This window comes from Pedobacter sp. ok626, assembly GCF_900100435.1.
Lineage (GTDB): Bacteria > Bacteroidota > Bacteroidia > Sphingobacteriales > Sphingobacteriaceae > Pedobacter.
Genome location: NZ_FNEX01000009.1, coordinates 204,481 through 225,165, shown reverse-complemented (window position 1 = coordinate 225,165; position 20,685 = coordinate 204,481). Strand labels below are relative to the sequence as shown.

The 20,685-nt window shown below is 37.9% G+C and carries 25 protein-coding genes; 14 read left to right on the top strand and 11 right to left on the bottom strand.

The window, feature by feature from the left end; all coding sequences use genetic code 11:
- The first annotated feature begins 208 nt into the window (after positions 1-208).
- Entirely contained in the window at positions 209-340 is a 132-nt protein-coding gene (locus BLS35_RS28285; RefSeq protein WP_256375296.1) for a hypothetical protein, read from the top strand.
- Positions 341-362: 22 nt separating this feature from the next.
- Here BLS35_RS28285 and BLS35_RS14680 read toward each other — a convergent pair whose 3' ends face one another.
- On the bottom strand, positions 363-608 hold the full coding sequence (locus tag BLS35_RS14680) for a hypothetical protein (protein ID WP_090782296.1): 246 nt from the start codon (positions 606-608) through the stop codon (positions 363-365).
- Between the two features lie 187 nt (positions 609-795).
- On the opposite strand from BLS35_RS14680, the gene BLS35_RS14675 reads away from it, so the two are divergent.
- Positions 796-1,161, top strand: a complete 366-nt coding sequence (locus BLS35_RS14675) for a hypothetical protein (protein WP_254778887.1) — start codon at positions 796-798, stop codon at positions 1,159-1,161.
- Positions 1,162-1,248: 87 nt separating this feature from the next.
- Positions 1,249-1,524 carry a hypothetical protein gene (locus BLS35_RS14670; RefSeq protein ID WP_090782294.1) on the top strand — a complete coding sequence of 92 codons (276 nt, stop codon included), beginning with the start codon at positions 1,249-1,251 and terminating at the stop codon, positions 1,522-1,524.
- 254 nt (positions 1,525-1,778) lie between these two features.
- Here the strand turns inward: BLS35_RS14670 and BLS35_RS14665 are convergent, their stop codons facing one another.
- The 4 genes from BLS35_RS14665 to BLS35_RS14650 form a co-directional block, all read right to left on the bottom strand.
- On the bottom strand, positions 1,779-2,111 hold the full coding sequence (locus BLS35_RS14665) for a helix-turn-helix domain-containing protein (RefSeq protein ID WP_090782292.1): 333 nt from the start codon (positions 2,109-2,111) through the stop codon (positions 1,779-1,781).
- Positions 2,112-2,118: 7 nt separating this feature from the next.
- Positions 2,119-2,472 (bottom strand): helix-turn-helix domain-containing protein, encoded by a 354-nt coding sequence (locus tag BLS35_RS14660; protein ID WP_090782291.1) that lies wholly within the window; start codon positions 2,470-2,472, stop codon positions 2,119-2,121.
- A gap of 98 nt (positions 2,473-2,570) precedes the next feature.
- Positions 2,571-3,260, bottom strand: a complete 690-nt coding sequence (locus BLS35_RS14655; RefSeq protein WP_090782289.1) for a hypothetical protein — start codon at positions 3,258-3,260, stop codon at positions 2,571-2,573.
- A gap of 7 nt (positions 3,261-3,267) precedes the next feature.
- The gene (locus BLS35_RS14650) at positions 3,268-4,467 is read right to left on the bottom strand and encodes a site-specific integrase (RefSeq protein ID WP_090782287.1); all 1,200 of its coding nucleotides are present in this window, start codon (positions 4,465-4,467) and stop codon (positions 3,268-3,270) included.
- A gap of 274 nt (positions 4,468-4,741) precedes the next feature.
- Here BLS35_RS14650 and BLS35_RS14645 point away from each other — a divergent pair, with 274 nt between their 5' ends.
- Positions 4,742-5,209 carry an SWIM zinc finger family protein gene (locus BLS35_RS14645; RefSeq protein WP_090782285.1) on the top strand — a complete coding sequence of 156 codons (468 nt, stop codon included), beginning with the start codon at positions 4,742-4,744 and terminating at the stop codon, positions 5,207-5,209.
- A gap of 59 nt (positions 5,210-5,268) precedes the next feature.
- Here the strand turns inward: BLS35_RS14645 and BLS35_RS14640 are convergent, their stop codons facing one another.
- Complete coding sequence (locus tag BLS35_RS14640) at positions 5,269-5,823, bottom strand: histidine phosphatase family protein (RefSeq protein ID WP_090782283.1); 555 nt, start codon at positions 5,821-5,823, stop codon at positions 5,269-5,271.
- Between the two features lie 553 nt (positions 5,824-6,376).
- Between BLS35_RS14640 and BLS35_RS14635 the strand changes: the two genes are divergently transcribed.
- From BLS35_RS14635 to BLS35_RS14615, 5 genes are all read left to right on the top strand, one after another.
- Positions 6,377-7,003, top strand: coding sequence for a YceI family protein (locus BLS35_RS14635; RefSeq protein WP_090782281.1), 627 nt, complete (start codon positions 6,377-6,379; stop codon positions 7,001-7,003).
- A 29-nt stretch (positions 7,004-7,032) separates the two neighbouring features.
- On the top strand, positions 7,033-8,415 hold the full coding sequence (locus BLS35_RS14630) for a hypothetical protein (protein WP_254778885.1): 1,383 nt from the start codon (positions 7,033-7,035) through the stop codon (positions 8,413-8,415).
- Between the two features lie 24 nt (positions 8,416-8,439).
- Positions 8,440-9,474 (top strand): alcohol dehydrogenase AdhP, encoded by a 1,035-nt coding sequence (adhP, locus tag BLS35_RS14625; RefSeq protein ID WP_090782277.1) that lies wholly within the window; start codon positions 8,440-8,442, stop codon positions 9,472-9,474.
- A gap of 121 nt (positions 9,475-9,595) precedes the next feature.
- Complete coding sequence (locus BLS35_RS14620; RefSeq protein WP_090782275.1) at positions 9,596-10,978, top strand: NAD-dependent succinate-semialdehyde dehydrogenase; 1,383 nt, start codon at positions 9,596-9,598, stop codon at positions 10,976-10,978.
- 16 nt (positions 10,979-10,994) lie between these two features.
- Positions 10,995-11,690, top strand: coding sequence for a DUF6629 family protein (locus BLS35_RS14615; RefSeq protein ID WP_090782273.1), 696 nt, complete (start codon positions 10,995-10,997; stop codon positions 11,688-11,690).
- A gap of 2 nt (positions 11,691-11,692) precedes the next feature.
- Here the strand turns inward: BLS35_RS14615 and BLS35_RS14610 are convergent, their stop codons facing one another.
- Entirely contained in the window at positions 11,693-12,115 is a 423-nt protein-coding gene (locus BLS35_RS14610) for a hypothetical protein (protein WP_090782271.1), read from the bottom strand.
- Positions 12,116-12,240: 125 nt separating this feature from the next.
- On the opposite strand from BLS35_RS14610, the gene BLS35_RS14605 reads away from it, so the two are divergent.
- The 3 genes from BLS35_RS14605 to BLS35_RS14595 all read left to right on the top strand — a co-directional run bounded on the left by BLS35_RS14605 (position 12,241) and on the right by BLS35_RS14595 (position 14,136).
- Positions 12,241-12,768 carry a GNAT family N-acetyltransferase gene (locus BLS35_RS14605; protein WP_090782268.1) on the top strand — a complete coding sequence of 176 codons (528 nt, stop codon included), beginning with the start codon at positions 12,241-12,243 and terminating at the stop codon, positions 12,766-12,768.
- A 174-nt stretch (positions 12,769-12,942) separates the two neighbouring features.
- Positions 12,943-13,398, top strand: coding sequence for an SMI1/KNR4 family protein (locus BLS35_RS14600; protein ID WP_090782266.1), 456 nt, complete (start codon positions 12,943-12,945; stop codon positions 13,396-13,398).
- Positions 13,399-13,530: 132 nt separating this feature from the next.
- Positions 13,531-14,136, top strand: a complete 606-nt coding sequence (locus BLS35_RS14595) for a hypothetical protein (protein ID WP_090782264.1) — start codon at positions 13,531-13,533, stop codon at positions 14,134-14,136.
- Between the two features lie 45 nt (positions 14,137-14,181).
- Here the strand turns inward: BLS35_RS14595 and BLS35_RS14590 are convergent, their stop codons facing one another.
- Positions 14,182-14,913, bottom strand: coding sequence for a hypothetical protein (locus BLS35_RS14590; RefSeq protein WP_090782262.1), 732 nt, complete (start codon positions 14,911-14,913; stop codon positions 14,182-14,184).
- Positions 14,914-15,053: 140 nt separating this feature from the next.
- On the opposite strand from BLS35_RS14590, the gene BLS35_RS27835 reads away from it, so the two are divergent.
- The gene (locus BLS35_RS27835; RefSeq protein WP_165973418.1) at positions 15,054-15,203 is read left to right on the top strand and encodes a hypothetical protein; all 150 of its coding nucleotides are present in this window, start codon (positions 15,054-15,056) and stop codon (positions 15,201-15,203) included.
- A gap of 161 nt (positions 15,204-15,364) precedes the next feature.
- On the opposite strand, the gene katG is transcribed toward BLS35_RS27835, so the two are convergent.
- Positions 15,365-17,638 (bottom strand): catalase/peroxidase HPI, encoded by a 2,274-nt coding sequence (gene katG / locus BLS35_RS14585; protein ID WP_090782260.1) that lies wholly within the window; start codon positions 17,636-17,638, stop codon positions 15,365-15,367.
- A gap of 252 nt (positions 17,639-17,890) precedes the next feature.
- Between katG and BLS35_RS14580 the strand changes: the two genes are divergently transcribed.
- On the top strand, positions 17,891-18,805 hold the full coding sequence (locus BLS35_RS14580; RefSeq protein ID WP_090782258.1) for a DUF6268 family outer membrane beta-barrel protein: 915 nt from the start codon (positions 17,891-17,893) through the stop codon (positions 18,803-18,805).
- Here the strand turns inward: BLS35_RS14580 and BLS35_RS14575 are convergent.
- Together BLS35_RS14575 and BLS35_RS14570 are read right to left on the bottom strand one after the other, a co-directional pair.
- A complete protein-coding gene (locus BLS35_RS14575; protein ID WP_207909191.1) occupies positions 18,802-19,557 on the bottom strand; it encodes a LytR/AlgR family response regulator transcription factor in 756 nt (251 codons plus the stop codon). The two genes, BLS35_RS14580 and BLS35_RS14575, sit on opposite strands and share 4 nt — an antisense overlap.
- Entirely contained in the window at positions 19,554-20,615 is a 1,062-nt protein-coding gene (locus BLS35_RS14570) for a sensor histidine kinase (protein ID WP_090782256.1), read from the bottom strand. The genes BLS35_RS14575 and BLS35_RS14570 overlap by 4 nt, the downstream gene beginning before the upstream one ends.
- Between the last annotated feature and the right edge of the window lie 70 nt (positions 20,616-20,685).

The following is a 20,685-nucleotide window of genomic DNA, read 5'->3' as shown; positions in this document are numbered from 1 at the left end:
TCGTGTAATTGTAAAAAGTGTACGTTTTTACAATTGACTTCGCACTCGTGTTTTATAAAGAACAAATCGCCATTATTTCTAGCCCATATTACTCGTTTAGTATGGTTTTTTAGATAGGGATATGGGTTTTGTTTTTGTATAAAATTATTATTAACAGTTGTTTATGCGTTTTACATACTGTGTTCATTTAACTTATAACGCAGTGTAAATGGACGATTATAGAGGCGAGGTTGTGCCTAGTCAAACGGTAAATTGGTTTATTATTTCTGTTTTCTTAGAGATCACTGTAGTTGGACATTCCGGCACTGACCCCACCGTGTACACGGAAGGTTTTAGCTAAGAGTGATTATTATTAATAGCCTTTATTTTGAATCAGTAGATTTTTCTTTGGCAGTGTCTATTAGTTCTAAATCACCAAATAAAAATAAGTGAATTTCATTCAAATCTGCCTCAATAGCTTTGGCAACTAGGTAGACTTCGAATGCCATTGGTCTAGCATTAGACTTAAGGCTAAGATCATTTAATCGTTGTGTAGTTAATCCAGTTCTTTTTGATAAGGAACTTTTGTTGATGTGTCTACGAGCTAGAAATTCTCCAAATCTGGTCATTAAATAATTTTATTTTCTATTGATATTTTAAATATAGTCCTCAATAAATTAGATCACGGTATCTATTGTTAAATTGAATGTTATACATTACATTTGTTCTGTTTAACATTATTATTGTTGATTTTGAATATGCTATTATGAATACTAAAGGTTTATTGCGCGAATTAAAAAAGCTAGGTAAGAAGCTATGACCTCACCGATAACTCGTTTGTGTTTGGATTGCAGCAGCCCCCTATATGGGCGGATTGATAAGAAATTCTGTGATGATCATTGTAGAAGTAGCTACAACAATGAAGTAAAATCAGCAAACAATGGCATGATCAAATCGGTTAACCTCATCTTAAAAAGAAACCGGGACATCCTCGAAAACCTAAATCCAAGCAAAGAAACAAAGGTTAGCGGGAGCAAGTTGATGGCTTCAGGTTTCAATTTCAATTACCATACACATCGTTATATCAACCATAAGGGCAGTAATTGTACCTTTTGTTATGATAATGGCTATCTACGGTTACCCAATGACGAATATTTATTGATCAAAGATAACGCAACTTGAACAGCAAGCATTGTCGTATCAAGAAGCTAAAAGCTAATAAAATCTACAACTCATCATTTATTCAATACTTACTTTAAATTTATCATTATGGAAGAGCTTTTTAAAAAGCTGAATTATCAGCCAACAAGTTTAACAGCCTTAGAGCTGGAGAGGCCAGAAGAGGTAATAGAATGCTTCTTTGAAAACTACCCAATTCACACAACAAGAGAGCATTTATGGAATTTATATAAAGGTTGGGTGCATCATGCTTCTGAATACACCGATGCTGAAATAGCCATGTCAATGATGAATTTCTACAGCCAGTTTGTTGATTTTTTAGACGCATCCTTGATTTGTGCAGAAAAGAGAAAAGGGGAGAAGTAAGTACTTGTTTTAGAGTCAGAAGTTCAGCTTCCTTCATTGTTTCAGCTAAATTCTTAAATCGGGCGCAGCCGATAAGCCGTAACGTGTAGTGGGTACTTTTGGGAAAGTTTGCTAATCTTCAAATAATTCATCTATACAATTAAGCCTCGATTTATCGAGGCTTAATTGTTGATTTTAAATGGTATGAAGCCCTATAACATATGCCGAACCCGCCCACCAATGAGACTAGTCTACATCATTGCTTTACATCACGGTCAAACATGCTTACTATAATAAGTTGGTAACCTCTCATCAAAAGAGAAGTTGATTTTCTTGTATCGTTCTATATAAGCTCTGTCAAAAAAGCGTTGATTACCCTTTTTTATGCTCATTATTTTGTCCTTATTGATCCAGTTATTGAGTGTGGTTCTGGATATATCAAAATAAGCGGTCACTTGATTAGTCGTCATCAAGCTCTGTTCTGCGTCTTTATTTTCCGGTGGTTTCATTCCCTCAAAAATCCTTTTAAAAAACTCATCTGCTTTTTGATCAAATAGCCTTTTAAATTCTTTCCTGAATTCATCAAGCGTCATTGGTAAATCTCCCATGTCCCAGTTAAATAGTGTTTAAAGAATATTTCTGTCTCTTAATCGCGTCCAAAAGCTCTGAGCGTTTGAAATAGAGCTTTCTGCCCATTTTATGGCTTTTTATGATGCCTTTCTTTTTCCAGTTATGAATAGTAACCTTTGAAACCTTTAGGAATTTAAGGGCTTCTTCCATGTCCATTAGATCAGGATTGTCATTAAGGCGCTCACCATTCTTCAAATTAACGTCCTTAGGGTTTAGATTTTGTAGTGCATTTCCAATAACACTATTTAGCATGGATTTCAGTGTGGCCATGTCGATTAATACTAAAGGGTTTCTTTCAGCTTCTTCCAAGCGTAATGTTTTTGTGTTTGTGTAACTCATGTTTTTAAATTTTGTGAGCTGCAAAACAACAACGAAACGTGCTGGGAATAGGGGTAATCTTACGGGTAAATAACAGTAATCGACTGTATCCTAGTTTATTATTTTTTAGTTTTCTTGTCCTTAAGTTTATCGACAGCTTTATCTAGATTCAGCAATTTTGTCTTTAATTGTTCTTTTTCCGTTTTGGAAAACTCCCGCGTATTTATGTTGCTCAATTCCTGACCGAATTTTTTCGAACTGAGGCCAGTTAATATTTCAACAGCTCTTGCAATCTCTACATTGGTTAAATCACTGGTTATGATTCTTTCGTTTCTCATTTCATTAAAAAGGAAAAGAAGTTGGTTCTGGCTTAGTTCTGTTTCGTTATATTTAAGAACCTCTGTTGTTCTGCCTATTGGTGCTTTATGTTCTGGTTCTGCACAGGATATTAATGAATCTCGTTCTAAAAACAGCCTATACTCTTTAATGCGATTGTTTAACTCAAAGATCGCTCTGTGAAACTCCGCATCAGCAGGCAGGACAGAATAGCTTTTAATCTCTAGTAATTGAGTATTATGATCTATGAGCTTATTTAGAGCTGTAATTTTCTCACTAATGGGACTGTTAGTTTCACTTAATGACTTGAATTTTGAATATAAGTCATTGTATAAATGATGGTTATGTTTGCTTAATTCATTGTCGTCTGAATTCGTTTTCTTCTTTACTTCTCTGTCTTTTGGTTTGGCTATTGGATTTTCTGCACTATCCAATATAATTTTTGAAAGTGTGTTTAAAATATCTTCGTTCATAATTTCTTTAGTTCCAAGCGTTATTCATTTCGGCTAACTTAACGTTTTCCGTTAGTTTGATGTATTTTTTAAATGTAGGATAGTCTTTATGGCCTGTTATCGACATTACAACCTCTGGCCGCATTCCTTTTTCAAGTGATAGGGTTACAAAGGTTCTTCTGGCGGTATGGGTAGAAAGAAAGTTGTATTTAGGTTCAGCTTTTTCTATTCTGATTGCCCCCTGGTATTGGGTAAGTATGATATTGCCGTTTATTTCAGCCAGTTCTCCAATTTCTTTGATGTAGTCATTCATTTTCTGGTTGCTGATTACTTGTGGTGGATTCCCCTTGTGTTTGTTTAAGATAGCCTTTGCATAGTCATTCAGCGGTATGCGTAAAAAATCGCGCGTCTTTTTTGATTTTAATTCAATAAAATCCTGTTTTAAATTCGCAAACCTAAGCTCCGCTAAATCAGAAAACCTAAGGCCAGTAAAACAACCCAAACAAAAAGCATCTCTGACGGCATCTAGTCGGGGAGGTAGATTCTTAAAATGGTAAATCTTTAATAGTTCTTCTTCTGTTAAATAAATGATGTCAGCGTCCTGTTTAATGACTCTAAAGGATTTAAATTTATAATTATTGGTATATCCACGTTCAGCGGCAAAGTGCATGAACGATTTAATGGTTTTAATGTACCTGCCAATGGTATTGTTGACTAATTTATGGTCATTGATTAAATAGTCGGTGAATTTGCTTTCAAATTTGCTGTCTACGTTATCAAAAGATAACTGGTAGCGTTTATCTTCATTGAAAGCTTTAATCTTATTTAAAGTCACCTCATATATCTTTTTAGAGCTTATGGTCTTAGTGATCTCTGCCTCCCTAATGTATTCTTCAAATGCATCAAAAATCGTAAACGCGGCTTTTTTCTTGCCAGTAGCATCTTCAAGCTTGCTTCTGATCAAATCAAGTGTTAAACTGGAAGGGTCAAATTTGGTATCCAATTCAGCTTTGGTAATTACCCTTTTAAATTCATCCAAAGCAAAATTGATTTCACTTTCATTTGCGCCATTTCTTTTAACCTTTTGCTCTTTTGGATTCCAATCTTTGTCGGTAGTTTTAAGCTTTGTTGAAAAGCGTATTTTTGCCCCATTGAGGAGGTAAGTAAGCAAGATCGGTCTCTGATCTTTCCTGTTTGGTTTGTCTAGATAGAAGTTAACTGTAGCCATAGAATTGACAGTAAAATTGTTTCACTGTCAATATTACTGTCAATTTTTGGTTAATTCAAATGTTTTTTAATTTATTTTACTTTGCTGTAAACCGTCACTTATTAGCTTATAAAAGGCTTTATTGATGTTAATAAGCTAATATTTGATAAAATAGAGTATGGTAGGTTAGAGTCCCAGCGGGATCACAACAAAGACTATCAAAACGTATAAAACCCTGCAATTGCACGATTAGCAGGGTTTTTGCTTTTAGCGAATTGCCAGCGAAAGTAAGAATATGGAAAACCTGATGGTTCAACTACCGGAAGAATGGTTATTTGGCATCAATAATTATTTTAAAACCAATGAGGTTTTTCAGCCCACGCTGGTTTCCATAGAACATGACATTCAGCTGGGAACGATGGAAACTTTGCAGGCTTCACTATCCAGTATGGGATTATTGGGGTACGATTTATCGAGCAACAATTATTTTTATAGAAAGCTTCCATTTAAGCTCTCACGGTTAAAACGCTTTAATCCAAGGTTACAAAATGCGATAAAGTTGTTCGATGAAGATGGTGTGGTAATAATGCAAAATGACAAAAGCGGTATTAAAGCTGAAGTTAAAGGCAGTGCTGGTGTGAGTCATATCGTCGCCGGTAAAGGCAACGAGCTACAATGTACCTGTACCTGGTTTACTAATAACAAGACGAATAGAGGGCTCTGCAAACATATAATGGCTGTAAAGATGAAGCTGAGTGAATAAGTTTACTCATTTTTTGTCGACCCTTAGGATATTGAAAAGGGAAGGAATTTTCATGTCAATTAAGACGGAATTCGTAAACCACAATCTGCGACAAATACCCTTAATTCTTCATTTTTTAGTCTTTTCCTCATATTCCCATTAATTGCTCTTCTTTTCATTTGATTAACCATCTGTGCAAAGTAGAAACCATGTCCAATAATAATACAGTCCTGTTTCTTACTTAGAATATGATCTAAAAAATTGTTTATTCGCTCTTTGGAGTTTTTTCTTGTTTCCGGTTGGGTTGAATAATTAAAATACCATTGTAACCTACCCAAAACCAACCATATTATTGTTGGAAGTTGTAGTTTTGTATTGATAAAAGGTTTTAAAGGAATTTCATTTAAGAGATCTGTTTTTATTACTTCAATTTCCTCCTGAAAGAGATTTTTAGCGGTCGCCTCGGTTCTTATCAGGTTACTTATATAAACAGATTGCCTTTCAATTCTCATTTTTTTTCCCGCCTGAACCGGAGAAAGGTCATACTCTTGACAAGCTAGATCAAATGAATTTGTATTATAAAGTTTTCCCCAGTTAAATAATACTTTTGAATGCCTTATAAATGTTATTTTCATTATCTATTATTTTTCAAAGATACTGCAATTTATTTGTTGGTTAAATATGGGGGATATATTGTACAATTAAATAAAATTCCGAATATTTAGTTATAGCATTTGCAGCTAAAATATACTGAGAAAAGGCGCGTTATTCGTGGAGTCGAATTTCAAAACGATGCTCATACTGTTTAAACGTTGATTTTCGCACTAGGTGTGAATCCCAGCGGGGTCACACCTAAGACTATCAAAACATATATGAATCTGCATCCGTACCATTAGCACTATTCATTTCTTTCTCCATCAAGGTTTACAAGCAAATCGGAGAGCTTGTCGGTATAGTTATTTAGCTAGGTAGCCAGACTAGAAAGCAAAAATCAAGGAAATATTAGTTGCCCGATTTGCCTACAATTGCCGAGCTGATTTGTTATTTCTTTTTGAGAAATTTAAAAAGTTGTTGATTTAGTTTTTTTTTATCAATAAGATGATGAATGTCATTATTTTAAGTGTTTGAGATCAGCTGTCTAAGATTTGTTTGGTTGTACTTTTGGTTAAATTATTTAATCATGTAATTATGACCAAGAAGCTGTATCAACCCAAGCTACCTATCTATTTTAGACATCTGTTCGTTTTAATCATTATTTGCACGGCTGCTGGCATGGACCTGCATGCACAGGCATTGTATAAATTAAATGGCTCGAAAGATAATGTCGTAAAAATCTCTGGTAAATCAAATATTCACGACTGGACAATGATAGCGCAAAACCCTGTGTGTGAAGCAAATTTCGGCGCTGTTTCCGGAGAGAGCGGAGTACCTAAAAATCTGATTTCTTTAAATTTCAATGTTAAGGCTAAAAACCTCAAAAGCGAAAGCGAATCCATGAATAACCGTACCTACAAAGCCATTAAGGCTGACGCTTATCCGGATATCGATTTTAAACTCCGGGAAGCTTCTGTTACACCCCTTCAAAAAAATAAGTTTTCTGTTAATGCTACAGGGACACTTACCATTGCCGGGGTTTCCAAACTCATTACTATACAGGTAATAGGGGAAGTTAGTGCTGACAATACCATTTTATGTACTGGTCAGGAAAAAATAAAGCTGACTGATTATGGTATACAACCACCAAGTTTTATGCTCGGAGCAATGAAGGTGGGTAACGAGCTGACTATTTCATTTATCCTCAATTTTAAAAAGTAACCTGTTAAAAAAACTATAAATAAAAGATCATGAAAATTAAAATTACTCAACTTTTAGTTCCAATAACGCTGTTAATGTGGATTTGTTTTATTCCCCTTATCGGTAAGTCCCAGTTTCAAAAGGTAGACAATCTGAGACCATATGACAAGACTGGTATCAATGTATTTGAAGCTCCAAAAGATACCGTCACCACATTTGATGGAATGAAGTTAAAATTCGGCGCTGGCTTTACTCAACAATTTCAAAACCTGAAACATAAAAATCCAGGAGCCTTAAATAACAACATTGGGTCATTTAACCCGGCTGTAGCTGGCAACAGGTTGAAAATAATTACCCCGGGATTCCAGACAGCGCAAGCCAATCTATATATGGATGTTCAGCTGGCTGACGGGATCCGGTTAAACATCACCAGTTACCTTTCTACCAAACACCACAATGAAACTTGGGTTAAAGGTGGATACATTCAGTTCGATAAATTGCCGTTCAAAGGACAGATCTGGGACGACATCATGGAAATCGCAACCATTAAGATCGGACACTTTGAGGTCGATTACGGTGATCAACATTTCCGCAGAAGCGATGGGGGGAATGCGATCTATAATCCGTTTATGGAAGGCAATATTGTTGACGAGTTTGCAACCGAGATCGGCGGACAGGTGATGTTAAGGAAAAACGGTTTCTTTGGATTGATTGGAGCGACCAACGGCATGATCAAGGGTAATGTAGATTCTTTGTATGCTGCTTCAAATCCTGACGGTAAATACCATAAATCCCCATCGGTTATATTAAAAGGTGGATTTGACAAACAAGTGATGAAAGATGTCCGTGTAAGGGTAAGCGGCTCATACTATGGCAACCAAAGTTCAGGAAGTAACACCATTTTTGGTGGTGACCGTTCAGGATCTAATTATCAGTATGTGATGGAACTGAATTCTGCTAATCCCAGTAGTACAACAGGTGCGGGTACCCCATTAGCATTCTCTGGCCGCTTCAACCCAGGATTCAGCAAAAAAGTAAATACCATTATGCTAAACGGGTTTTTAAAAGTAAAAGGATTGGAATTGTTCGGTACCTACGAAACTGCTTCTGGAAGAACCGCCAAAGAAACAGACACCAGAAAAATGCAACAATTTGCTGCCGATGTAGTTTACCGTTTCGGAAAAACAGAAAATTTCTTTATAGGTGCTAAATACAATACGGTTACTGCGCGTTTGGCCAATACTACGGCTATTACCTATACTGATGATGTTAAAGTTGACCGTTTTGCAGGAGCTGCAGGCTGGTTTATGACTAAAAATATCCTTTTAAAAGGAGAATATGTAGTGCAGAAATATAAAGATTTCCCAACTCAGGATTATCGTTCCGGGGGCAAATTTAACGGCTATGTGATAGAAGCTGTGGTTGGATTTTAAATTAACAGTATAATATTCATAATTATGATACCTAAAAAAATGAAAGCGGCGGTGATCCATGCATTTGGAGAACCGTTGCATATTGAGGAAATGCCGGTCAGAGCACCTGGTGAAAATGAAATTCTGGTTAAAGTAATTGCTTGCGGGGTATGCCACACGGACCTGCATGCCTGTCAGGGAGACTGGCCGGCGAAGCCAAAAATGCCCTTGATACCCGGACACGAAGCTATTGGATACGTAGTCGCTTTAGGGAATGGTGTGAAAAAAATCAAAGAGGGGGATATTGTTGGTGTGCCCTGGTTATATAGCGCATGTGGTTGCTGTGATTACTGTTATACCGGCTGGGAAACGCTCTGCGAAACTCAGCAGAACGGTGGTTATAGTGTTGACGGTGGTTTTGCAGAGTATGTGGTTGCGGACTCCAGGTATGTTGCGCATTTTCCTTCAAATATCAATTTTATAGAAATGGCACCGATCATTTGTGCCGGTGTTACAGTTTATAAAGGTTTAAAAGAAACTGCAGCGAAACCGGGAGAATGGGTAGCCATTTCCGGTATTGGCGGTTTAGGACACCTGGCTGTTCAATATGCGAAAGCTATGGGCTTGCATGTTGCTGCTATTGATATTTCAGATGATAAGCTGCAACTGGCTAGAGATTTAGGCGCCGACCTTACCGTTAATGCAAAAGAAACTGACCCGGGTACATATCTCAAGAAGGAAACAGGCGGTATGCATGGTGTATTAGTTACTGCACCATCACCAATTGCCTTTAACCAGGGATTAAGTGCGCTCAGGCGTAAGGGGGTGCTTTCATTGAACGGCCTGCCTGCCGGAACTTTTGATCTTTCCATTTTTGATACGGTGATAAATGGTACAACCATCAAAGGCTCGATCGTAGGTACGCGCAAAGATATGGAAGAAGCCATTTCCTTTGCGGTAGAAGGGAAAGTTAAGGCAACGGTTAAATCCGCTAAACTGGAAGATATAAATACTGTATTTGACGAGATGAAAAAGGGAGACATTAGTGGCAGGATCGTCTTAGAAATAGCCAAACCATAATCACGAAAAACGCCTGTAACATTGAGCACAGCTGGTTTTGAAAGTGTTTAGCCAGGACTCTCAAAATTAATCACTGAAATTAAAGCGCTATAAATTAATAAGCTTAATAAAATAACATACCATGGCGATACAAACAATCAATCCTTTTAACAATCAGGTTGTTAAAACATTTCAAGAAATGAGTGAAGAGGCGGTAGATTCCGCCATTGCAAGAGCTGAAAAGACATTTGAGAGCTGGAAGCGAATCAGTTATCAGGAACGTGCAACAATACTGCACAAGGTTGCCGCGCTGATGCGCTCCAAATCCACACAGTTAGCTGAGTTAATTACGCTGGAAATGGGTAAATTAATCGCGCAAAGTAAGGGTGAGATCGCATTAAGTGCTGATATCATAGATTATTATGCTACTAACGGAGCGACTTTTCTGGCAAATAAGCAATTGGATCCGCAATACGGAGAAGCCTATATTACCAGCAGCCCGATTGGGGTTTTATTGGGGGTTGAGCCCTGGAATTTTCCATTTTACCAGGTTGCCCGATTTGCCGCACCAAATATCATGGCAGGAAATGTGGTCCTGGTAAAGCATGCTTCTAACGTTCCCCAGTGTGCAGTTGCCATAGAAGAATTGTTTACAGAAGCCGGTGCCCCTGAAGGATTGTACACTAATTTGTTTGTTTCGGGAAATAACGTGTCTGCCTATATTGCTGATCCAAGGATTAAGGGTGTTTCGCTTACAGGAAGTGAGAAAGCTGGTGCAAGTTTAGCCGCAGCAGCCGGAAGATCACTGAAAAAATCGGTTTTGGAACTGGGTGGAAGCGACGCGTTCATTGTATTGGAAGATGCCGATATTGATCAAGCCGTAGAATGGGGAGTGATTGGCCGGATGAACAACACAGGACAATGTTGTGTAGCCGCGAAAAGATTTATTGTTGTGGAAGCAGTTGCAGAAGAATTCCTGACCAAGTTCAAAGCGAAGCTGACCGGTTTAAAAGTTGGTGATCCGATGGATGAAAGCACTGAATTAGGGCCTTTAAGCAGTGAAAACGCAGCAGTTCAACTGGCAGATCAGGTTCAGCGTTCGGTTTATGCCGGAGCAAGGGTTGTGTTAGGCGGAAAACGAATCGACCGTCCCGGAGCGTTTATGGAAACTACTATCCTTACCGATATCAAACCTGGTATGCCTGCTTATTATGAAGAGCTATTTGGGCCTGTAGCTTCATTTTATACTGTTAAGGATGAGCAGGAAGCTGTAAAACTCGCTAATGATTCACCTTTTGGTTTAGGTGGTTCCGTATTTACTTCAGATAAAAACAGGGGTAAGAATGTAGCCTCGCAAATTGATACCGGCATGGTCTTTATTAATCATCCAACCTGGACGCAGCCCGATCTACCTTTTGGCGGTACCAAGATTTCGGGTTATGGACGTGAATTATCAAGTCTTGGAATTGAAGAATTTGTAAACAAGAAACTGATAAGATTCAGTGAGTATACTGATCCGTTTTAAACTTAAATTAGAATGTATGTGTTTTTCAGCAACAGCAAGTTTTAGTTCTGGAATAGCTTTAATGTTGATCGGAACAGTGACTGTTCAAAGCTCTAATGTCAGGACACATGTTCTTTTTGGATGTATCCCCCTGTTATTGGCTGTTCAACAATTTTCAGAAGGAGTGGTATGGCTTGCTTTGTCGGATCCTGTTTTTGAATATTGGAAAATTCCTGCAACTTTTCTTTTTTTATTTTTTGCACAGGTGCTTTGGCCAGTGTGGATTCCGCTGTCCATATTTCTTTTGGAAAAAGACAGGAATCGAAAGAAAATATTAGCTGCATTACTGATAGTTGGGGCAGGAGTGTCGGCATATTTGGCTTACCGTTTATTTGTAAAGCACATCTTTGCTGAAATTATTGGACATCATATTTATTATCATATCGGTGTGGTCAATTTTTCCTTGCATCTATCAGCACTATTATACTTTTTGGCCACTGTTGTGCCAGCATTAGTTTCATCGGTAAAGAAAATGTGGATATTTGGGATCGCTATTGGTACTTCTTACATCATAGCAAACCTGATCTATGAACGATATGTCTTATCAGTTTGGTGTTTTTTTGCAGCACTTGTGAGTATCATTGTATTTGTGATTTTATTTCGTCTCGATAAAACAGTGCTTTTTGATGTTAATTTAAAACGACAAGATGTAAGCTCATCCAGTTTATTTTAATCCTATACTTCTGCCAGTTCTTCTTCAGAAACTACTTCTTCAACTGGATTCAAGGTTTCATTTAGTGTATTGTATATTTCTATGGCTTTTGGATGCAAGGCTAAAATACCATTAACCTGGTTGGTATTACCTGTAGCAATTAACTCGTTCAAATATTTTACATCTTCAATAGTTAAAGCGTTGTTTTCAAACTTGCTTTTCCATGAGTTTATAAAATTAGTCATGCTCTTGGTTTCAATTTCAGATAAAATAGGTTGCAAACTCTTTTTTAATTCATCAGAATGATAGGTTTCAACATTGTAAAATGGATTGAAAGCCTTAAAAAAAGGCATCTGATGCTGCGAAAGCTTTTTATAAGATTTTGAGAAATAAATTGAGATAATTAAGGCGGCTGGTGTTAATAGGGCAATTAAAGTGTAGTTCATTATAATTTCTTAATAGGGGCTAATTACTAATTGTTTTTTTTTTAATTAGGTGCGGCAAAAGTAATAGAAAAGAAAGAAATAATTCCATTAAATTTTTTAAGTTGTGACATAGAAGAAGAATTTATATGAAGATGATTATTGAAACGGAGCGACTTTATTTTAGGGAATTACTAGAAACAGATGTTGATGGAATTTTTAGTTTGGATTCTGATCCCGAAGTACATCAGTATCTGGGAAAAAATCCAATTAAAACTTCCCAACAGGCAAAAGATGTAATAAGTTCGATTAGAAAACAATATGTTGACAACGGAGTGGGGCGTTTAGCTATAATTGAAAAAGAAACAAATGATTTTGTAGGATGGGGTGGTTTTAAGTTAATCACCGATTTAACGAATGGGCATATAGGCTATCATGATTTAGGATATAGATTTATAAAAACATTTTGGGGGAAAGGTTATGCCACCGAATCTTCAAAGGCAGCAGTGGAATATGCTTTTAATCAACTTAAGCTTCATGTAATTTATGCGATAGCTGATATAGGTAATTTGCAATCCCAGAAAGTTCTAAAGAAATGTGGTTTTATAGAAAAAGGACTATTTGATTATGATCTTGTCCCGCATTATTGGTTTGAGCTTTACAATCCAAACAAATAAGGTCGATTCTAAGATTATATAACAAAAAAGACGTTTACTCAGATATAGCAATTGCAGTCAAAACGTGAAGATATAAATGATTATATTCGATATTATAACGTAAGATAGAATAAAACCCAATTTAAAGGGATGAGCCCGATAAAATAATAGTATATCTAACATCATTATTCCATTATGCATATTCAATCTGCAATAGAAGAACTTAAAGAACGCGCCAAAACTGGTGCTCTTAGGCTGCATAGCGGTGCTTCTGAAACTTCATTAAAAGAAGTAGAAAGAATTTACAGCAAGACCTTGCCTGAAGACTTCAAAATGCTTTACAGATTTAGTGATGGTTTTGATACGGACGAAGACATTTTCAATATGATTAGGATTGAAGAGATTATTGAAAATAAGATGAAATATAACAATCAGCTATACATTGCCGAATATATGACATACTGTGATAGTTGGGAATTAGATATATCTATTCAAAATCCAAATGATTATCAAATCACTAACCTAACTCGTTTGAACACAACAATAACATTAACTAGATCGCTAGCAGAGTTTATACATCGTTTTCTTCAAGGTGGTGTATTTGACGCGGCGGGGTTGTATGACTGGCATGAGGAGACTATGAGGGGATAGTATTGTATAAAAGATAGGCGGAAGATATGGATTATTGATACTCCATTTTTAGTGGAATTGATTAATTTTCGTTTTGTGAGAATCGCTATATTAGCTTTATTAATCATTTAAATTCTTTTTCAGTTCAATCATATGAAGGGACAACTATTTTTAACGCTCATTCTCTTGATATTACTTAGTTGTAGTATTAAAACAAGAAAGAACTTAGAAGATCCTCAAGAAAGTATTATAAAAAGAGAGAAAGCCTCTGGTGAAAAAAGTAATGCTCATTTGGGAAAGTTCCTTGGAAAAATTTCGTTTGAAGTTAAAACAAAAGATACTATCGGTTTCAAAAATGGCCTTATTCCCTGGGCAAGTCTCGAAAAACCAGAACAGGATATATCTGGCTTAAAGAATGCAAGTGAAATTTTAATCAATCAGCCTGGAGTGACAGTTGTCATTGATTACCCTTTAAAGAATGGATATAGATTTGAGCTGAATTCTAACAATGGTTTTAGCAGAGAACTACTGCTTAAAGAAATTAGCAAGGCTTACTATAAAATGTATGAGGAGGAAGAAGCCACGGCTACTATAAAAACTATTCCGGTGGAGAAAAGAACGACGATGTATAATCGAAATGAAACTAATGGGAAGTATGGTATTTGGGGGCATGACATTGCAGACTTAGTGCTGTCAGAGATACATGTCTATGAGGATTCTGACAAAAAATTAATTCTAGCACTCATGATCGAGTCTTAACAATAGGTTTAAGATTTTGATTGAGATAAATTTATCTAAGTCAAGTTATCTAGTGATCATGAAAATACGCTCAATGAATTCCATTTCGCCTTTGCTGTTTATTTCATCAATTTTTATTAAAAAGTCATCTAGCTCCCTAGCCACCATAGCATTGTATCCAGGTGAAGGAACGAAATAGATGCCATCAGGTTGTATAAGCAATTTGCGACCATCATTGGACACCATCCGCAGGCTTCCATTGGACAAGCAGTATATTCCATATGCTAGATTGTCAAAATCCAAATTTAGTTTATTTATAATAATAGCACCGTAATGGAATGTTTTTAACCGTTCACCCTTGTCATATACTGAAAATACACCATTGTCTTCACGGATGAAATAATCTGGATATGAATGTTGTAATTGGGAAGAAATGGAGTCCGCTTTCGGCAATTTGCGATCAACCTTATGCCTATTTATTTGAAACCATCCTGAACTGAAATCCCTGTAAGGTGCTAATCCCAGGTATCGCTCGGATATTTTAAGTGCAAGATCCCCTGTTTCAATACGGTAACCAATAAATTCCCCTTTTTTAACAAAAACAAATTGATTCTTGAACTCTCCTAGGAAGCCCCGATCAATATCATTTAACAAGTAGAGATCCTGCTTTGGATAGTATTTTATCGTGTCAATTTCCTCCTTAAGAAGTTTGTGTTTTTTTAGTACGAATCCGTTCTCCTTGGTGCAGCTAGCAAGTATTCCAAAAAATAAAAAAATAAGGTATGAGACGCGTTTCATTAAAAATTTATTTAGCTGAAATCAATACAATTATAATGTGGTATAAAACTACGCTTTAACAAACTGAGATCGAATTTTTTTTTCAAATCACCCAACTGGTCACCAACATAGTGAATTGATTTTTGTTTTATGAACCTCAAATGCGCGCACCTAAAGCATTAAGTCAGGAGGAATTAACCAAAGCAAAGAATATTCTGCCTAATCCGAGTATCGAGCTTTTAAATAAGTACGTAGGAACTTATTTAGGTGCAAAAATCCAGAACGTGGTAGAAATGATGTTTTTAGATTGAAGCCCGTTAATGATCATATTTTTATACTCGATGAAAACGTTCAAGTTGAATTTGTAAAAGACCTAGCAGGCAATTATTCCAGTATGAGTATGCTTTGGAAGAATAGAAGCCTAAAAAAAGCCGAACTTTTTAGGTTCGGCTTCATTATACTCAAGAAGGTCTTACTTTAAATCAAACCTATCCAGATTCATCACTTTAGTCCAGGCAGCCACAAAATCTTTTGTGAATTTCTGCTGGCCATCAACACTTCCATATACTTCAGCAATCGCTCTGAGTTCTGAATTAGAACCAAAGACAAGATCAGCACGAGTACCTGTCCATTTTATTTCACCAGTATTACGGTCGCGACCTTCATAAACTTCTCTGTCAGCAGATGTAGCTTTCCATACAGTATTCATATCAAGTAGGTTGACAAAAAAATCGTTGCTAAGTTGACCTGGATTGGAAGTAAATACACCGTGTTTAGACCCATCGAAATTAATGTTTATTGTACGTAAGCCACCCAACAATACCGTTAACTCAGGCGCAGTGAGTGTAAGCAAATGCGCCTTATCAATCAGCAATTCTTCGGTGGATACAGGCAATTTCGACTTGCGGTAGTTACGGAAACCATCTGCAGCAGGCTCCAGGTAGCCAAATGATTCAACGTCTGTTTGTTCTTGTGAAGCATCCATACGACCAGGCGTAAAAGGAACCTTCGTAGCTTGTCCTGCATCTGAAGCAGCTTTTTCAATACCTGCGCAACCAGCCAGTACAATTAAATCTGCAATAGAAACTTTTTTGCCATTTGCCTGTGCAGCATTAAACTCTTTTTGAATTCCTTCAAGTTTGTCTAATACCTTTTGCAATTGCGATGTATTATTTACCTGCCAGTATTTTTGTGGAGCAAGACGAAGGCGTGCGCCGTTAGCGCCACCGCGTTTGTCTGTGCCACGGAAGGTAGAAGCCGAAGCCCAGGCTGTAGAAACCAGTTCAGATATACTTAAACCCGAAGCCAATACTTTCGCTTTCAATGCCGCGATGTCGTTTTCATCTATCAGTGTATGGTTTACAGCCGGAATAGGATCTTGCCATAGCAATTCTTCTTGTGGAACATCAGGACCGAGATAACGTTCACGTGGTCCCATGTCTCTGTGTGTTAATTTATACCATGCACGTGCAAAAGCATCCGTAAAGGCATCAGGATTCTCAAAAAAGCGTCGCGATATTTTTTCATAGACTGGATCAAATCTTAAAGCAAGATCTGTAGTCAGCATGGTTGGACGATGTCTCTTTGAGCTATCAAATGCATCGGGAATAAAAGCTTCTGCATCTTTCGCTACCCATTGATGGGCGCCAGCAGGGCTTTTAGATAGTTCCCATTCAAAGCCAAATAGGTTTTCAAAAAAGTTATGGCTCCATTGGGTTGGTGTTCTTGTCCATATCACTTCCAGTCCACTGGTAATTGCGTCTGGACCCTTGCCTGTACCATAGCTGTTGCTCCAGCCTAAACCTTGCATTTCAAGGTCTACTGCCTCCGGTTCCTTACCCACATGATCAGCAGAAGCTGCACCATGGGTTTTACCGAAGCTATGACCACCAGCTATCAATGCAACTGTTTCTTCGTCATCCATAGCCATACGGCCGAATGTATCGCGAATATCTTTGGCGGAAGCAATAGGATCAGGGTTACCATCCGGACCTTCCGGGTTCACGTAAATTAAGCCCATTTGTACGGCCGCAAGTGGTTTCTCCAGATTCCGGGAATGAACATCTCCATCTGCATCATCATCTGAAGCCAATACACCATCGCCTTCTACACCCGGTGAACCATGCGCATAGCGCAGGTCGCCACCCAGCCATGTCTTTTCAGAACCCCAATAAACTGATTCATCTGCTTCCCATACATCTTCACGACCACCAGCGAAACCAAAGGTTTTGAAACCCATTGATTCCAATGCGATGTTCCCTGTAAGAATCATCAGATCGGCCCATGAAATATTACGGCCATATTTTTGTTTAATTGGCCAAAGCAATCTGCGGGCTTTATCCAAACTCACATTGTCTGGCCAACTGTTAAGTGGAGCAAACCGTTGCAGACCTGCACCAGCACCGCCACGCCCATCACCTACACGATAAGTTCCGGCGCTGTGCCAGGCCATCCGTATAAATAAACCGCCATAGTGACCAAAATCTGCAGGCCACCAGTCTTGCGAATCGGTCATAAGTGCATGAAGATCTTTTTTTACGGCCTCAAGGTCAAGGCTATTAAAGGCTTCTGCGTAATTAAAATCTTCACCCATTGGATTGGATAAAGAGGAGTGTTGACGCAGGATATTCAGTTTTAACTGGTTAGGCCACCATTCGCTGTTCCGGGTACCGCCACCACCAACATTATGTTTTATGCTGCCATTATGAAAGGGGCATTTACTGATGTCATTTGATTCTTTTTCCATACTTTAAATATTATGTTTGAATGTTCTTGTACTTCGATATTTGAAAAGTATTATAAATTTAAGGTATTGGATGTTATAATCACAATCAATTAATTCTATGGTGGATAGTTAAAATCTATCCCACAAATGGAGGAAGATGTAGAAAAAGCTGCATTTGGTCATACTCAATTAACCACTCGTCAATAATCTTTTCTCCTTTTAGGGCTGCTTCCGTTCTTCGTGTCTGATATACAATAAGATCAGACACAAAATATGAAAACATTACGTTATTCTCTTACCATAGCTGGTATGGCTTTCGGTTCATCCTTATTTGCACAGAGTGGATTCTCGGGGAAAATTAAAGCCGAATATGTTCCTTTCTCCAATTATGTAAGACCGATAGACAGTCTTAAAACTGGGTCTACCAGTGATTTTAAGCGAATTCAGGCCGCTTTTAGCATCCCCATTTCAACAACATTAGATGAACTTGGGCGACCAAAAATCTGGGCCGTTGGAGTAGAGGGTTCCTATGCTAAAATGACTAACCGAAACTATGAGGAACAGTTATTCCCTACAGAAATGCTTAATGCGCAGATTGGTCTAATTCATTCCAGGCACATTAGTAAAACCTGGTCAATCATGGCGATGGCTTCAGTAGGGGTTTATACGGACATGGAAGAAATTTCATCTAAAGACCTACTTGCCCAGGGTGGTGTTTTGTTTATTAAACATTTCAATCCAAGATTGGCCTTAGGGGTGGGGCCGGTATTAACCAATACCTTTGGTGTTCCTATGGTTATGCCAGGTCTATATTTCAATTGGTCTACCCAGGGGCGGTATAAACTACAAATTAATTTCCCGAATGGAATCGAGTTTGGTGCAAAATTGAACGATGCGGTAGAACTTAAAACTGTCGTCGAACTGAGTGGTATGACTGCTGAAGTAAACCGTAATAATACTTCAATGCTTCTAGGTTACCAACAGGTTGTTGCTGGGCTACGTCCTCAAATTAATTTGAGTAAATCACTGTCTATTCAGTTAACTGCTGGTACATCGCTTGCCCGCTCCTTTAGTTTGACCAGTAGAAGATTGAAGGATTTCTTTAAGATGAAGAATGAAGCGGATCCTCGGTTTACGACTACGTTTTATGGATCCGCTGGATTGTCATGGAATTTTTCCAAACGCTAGCGGCTTAAAAGTTTATTGTAAACCACCTCATTTAGTAAATCCTCCCTGCGGGTTCTGGAAATTGGAAGTTCCTGTCCATTGATGAAAATCCGACCGCCAGATACCTGGTCAATATGCGCAATATTGACTAGGTAAGATTTATGAATTCTAAAGAAGTTATCCCTTGGAAGTGTCTCTTCCAGGGATATCATCGTTTGGTGGATCACCAGTTCCTGATCTTTAAAATGGAGTTTGGCATAATTCTGCATACCTTCAATATACAAGATGTCAACCCAGGAAATCTTTCGGAAGCTATCGCCCTGCCTAACGTATAAAAATGTATCCACAGGTTGCGGATGTCGCGGACTTAAGCTCATCATATGCATCTGTCTGGCTTTCAAGGCCGCCTGGTAAAAACGCTTAAAGGGGATTGGCTTTAATAAATAATCTACGATCTGAAGTCGGAAGCCTTCTAGCGCATGTTCCGAATAAGCGGTGGTTAGGATGGTAAGTGGGGGATGCTCCAGCGATTCTAAAAAGTCGAGCCCGGATAAATAAGGCATATTGATATCCAGAAAAAGAAGATCGATATTCCCTTTTCTTATGTATTCAGAGGCTTCCATCGCCGAAGAACAAGAGCCTGCAACAGTCAGAAAGTCTAACTTTTCAATGAAATCAATAATTCCTGCCCTCGCCAGGGGCTCATCATCAATAACCAGGCACTGCATTGCAGGTTCAGGCTGTAAAGAGTTTGAGTTAAGTGTCGTGGTCATGAGTTTGATGGATTTAATTGTAAGCGCAAATGTACCTTATAGCTTGATTCTGTTTTTTCAATGTTGAGTTCGTGTTTGTCCGGGTATAGGATTTCAAGTCTTTTTTGAACGTTGGTTAAGCCTATTCCTCCACTGTCTTGTTTGCGTGGTTGTTGTGCCGAATTGGAATTATCAATGTTCAGTTCCAGCATGTCGCCTGATTGTTTTAACATCAGATGTACGTAGCCCTTTTCTGTGGGTAAACGGGATACATGTTTAAATGCATTTTCTATAAAGGGTACTAACAATAATGGGGATATTTCACTTTTGCCATTCTGAATGGTCCAGTTATATTTCACTTCAAGTTCATCTGCCCATCTGATTTGTTCTATCGCAACCAAATCTTTCAGGTATTTCAGTTCCTTTTCCAATGTCACAAATTCACGGTTACACTCATACAACTGATACCTGAGAATATCTGAAAAACGGATTAATAACACAGAAGCGCGGTCAGTGTCTTTCTGCATAAGGATATGAATGTGATTAAGTACGTTGAACATCAGATGCGGATTGATTTGATCCTGTAAAATCCTGAGTTGTGCTTCCAGATGTACCTTAAGTAATTGCTCATGATTTTTCTCCATGAGGCTATGTTCCTGATAAAACCGCAGACCACAGGCTGTAGCATTGATCAAAATTGCAGAGGGAAGGTTGCTGTAAAACCTGAGCAGAGATTCGCTATAGGCTTCCATTCTTTCTGGAGTATCGAAAGCAGTCCCCATTACATAATGTTTATAAAACCACAATGGGATGGCTGTTAATACAAGCGCTAAAAGCAAGGTCATTAAAAGGCTTTGGCCTACAAATAACTTCATTTTGCCATTAACAAGGGCATTTGGAAGTAGGACGTCACTAACGGTATGGGCCACAACAATGGCTGCTGTTACAAATGCGATCGATTGTAAAATTGAGGGTACAAGCTGAAAATCTTTTATCATTTGTGCCCAAATGGATATACCCAGGAGTAACCAGTAAAGGCAGATAAAAAGCCAGTGTTTATTGAGTAGAGTCTTTTTCATATATAAGATAGACTGTCCGAAAGGTAACAGTTCTTAGAGAGCCGTTCCGTTCGGACAGTTTGAAATAGAA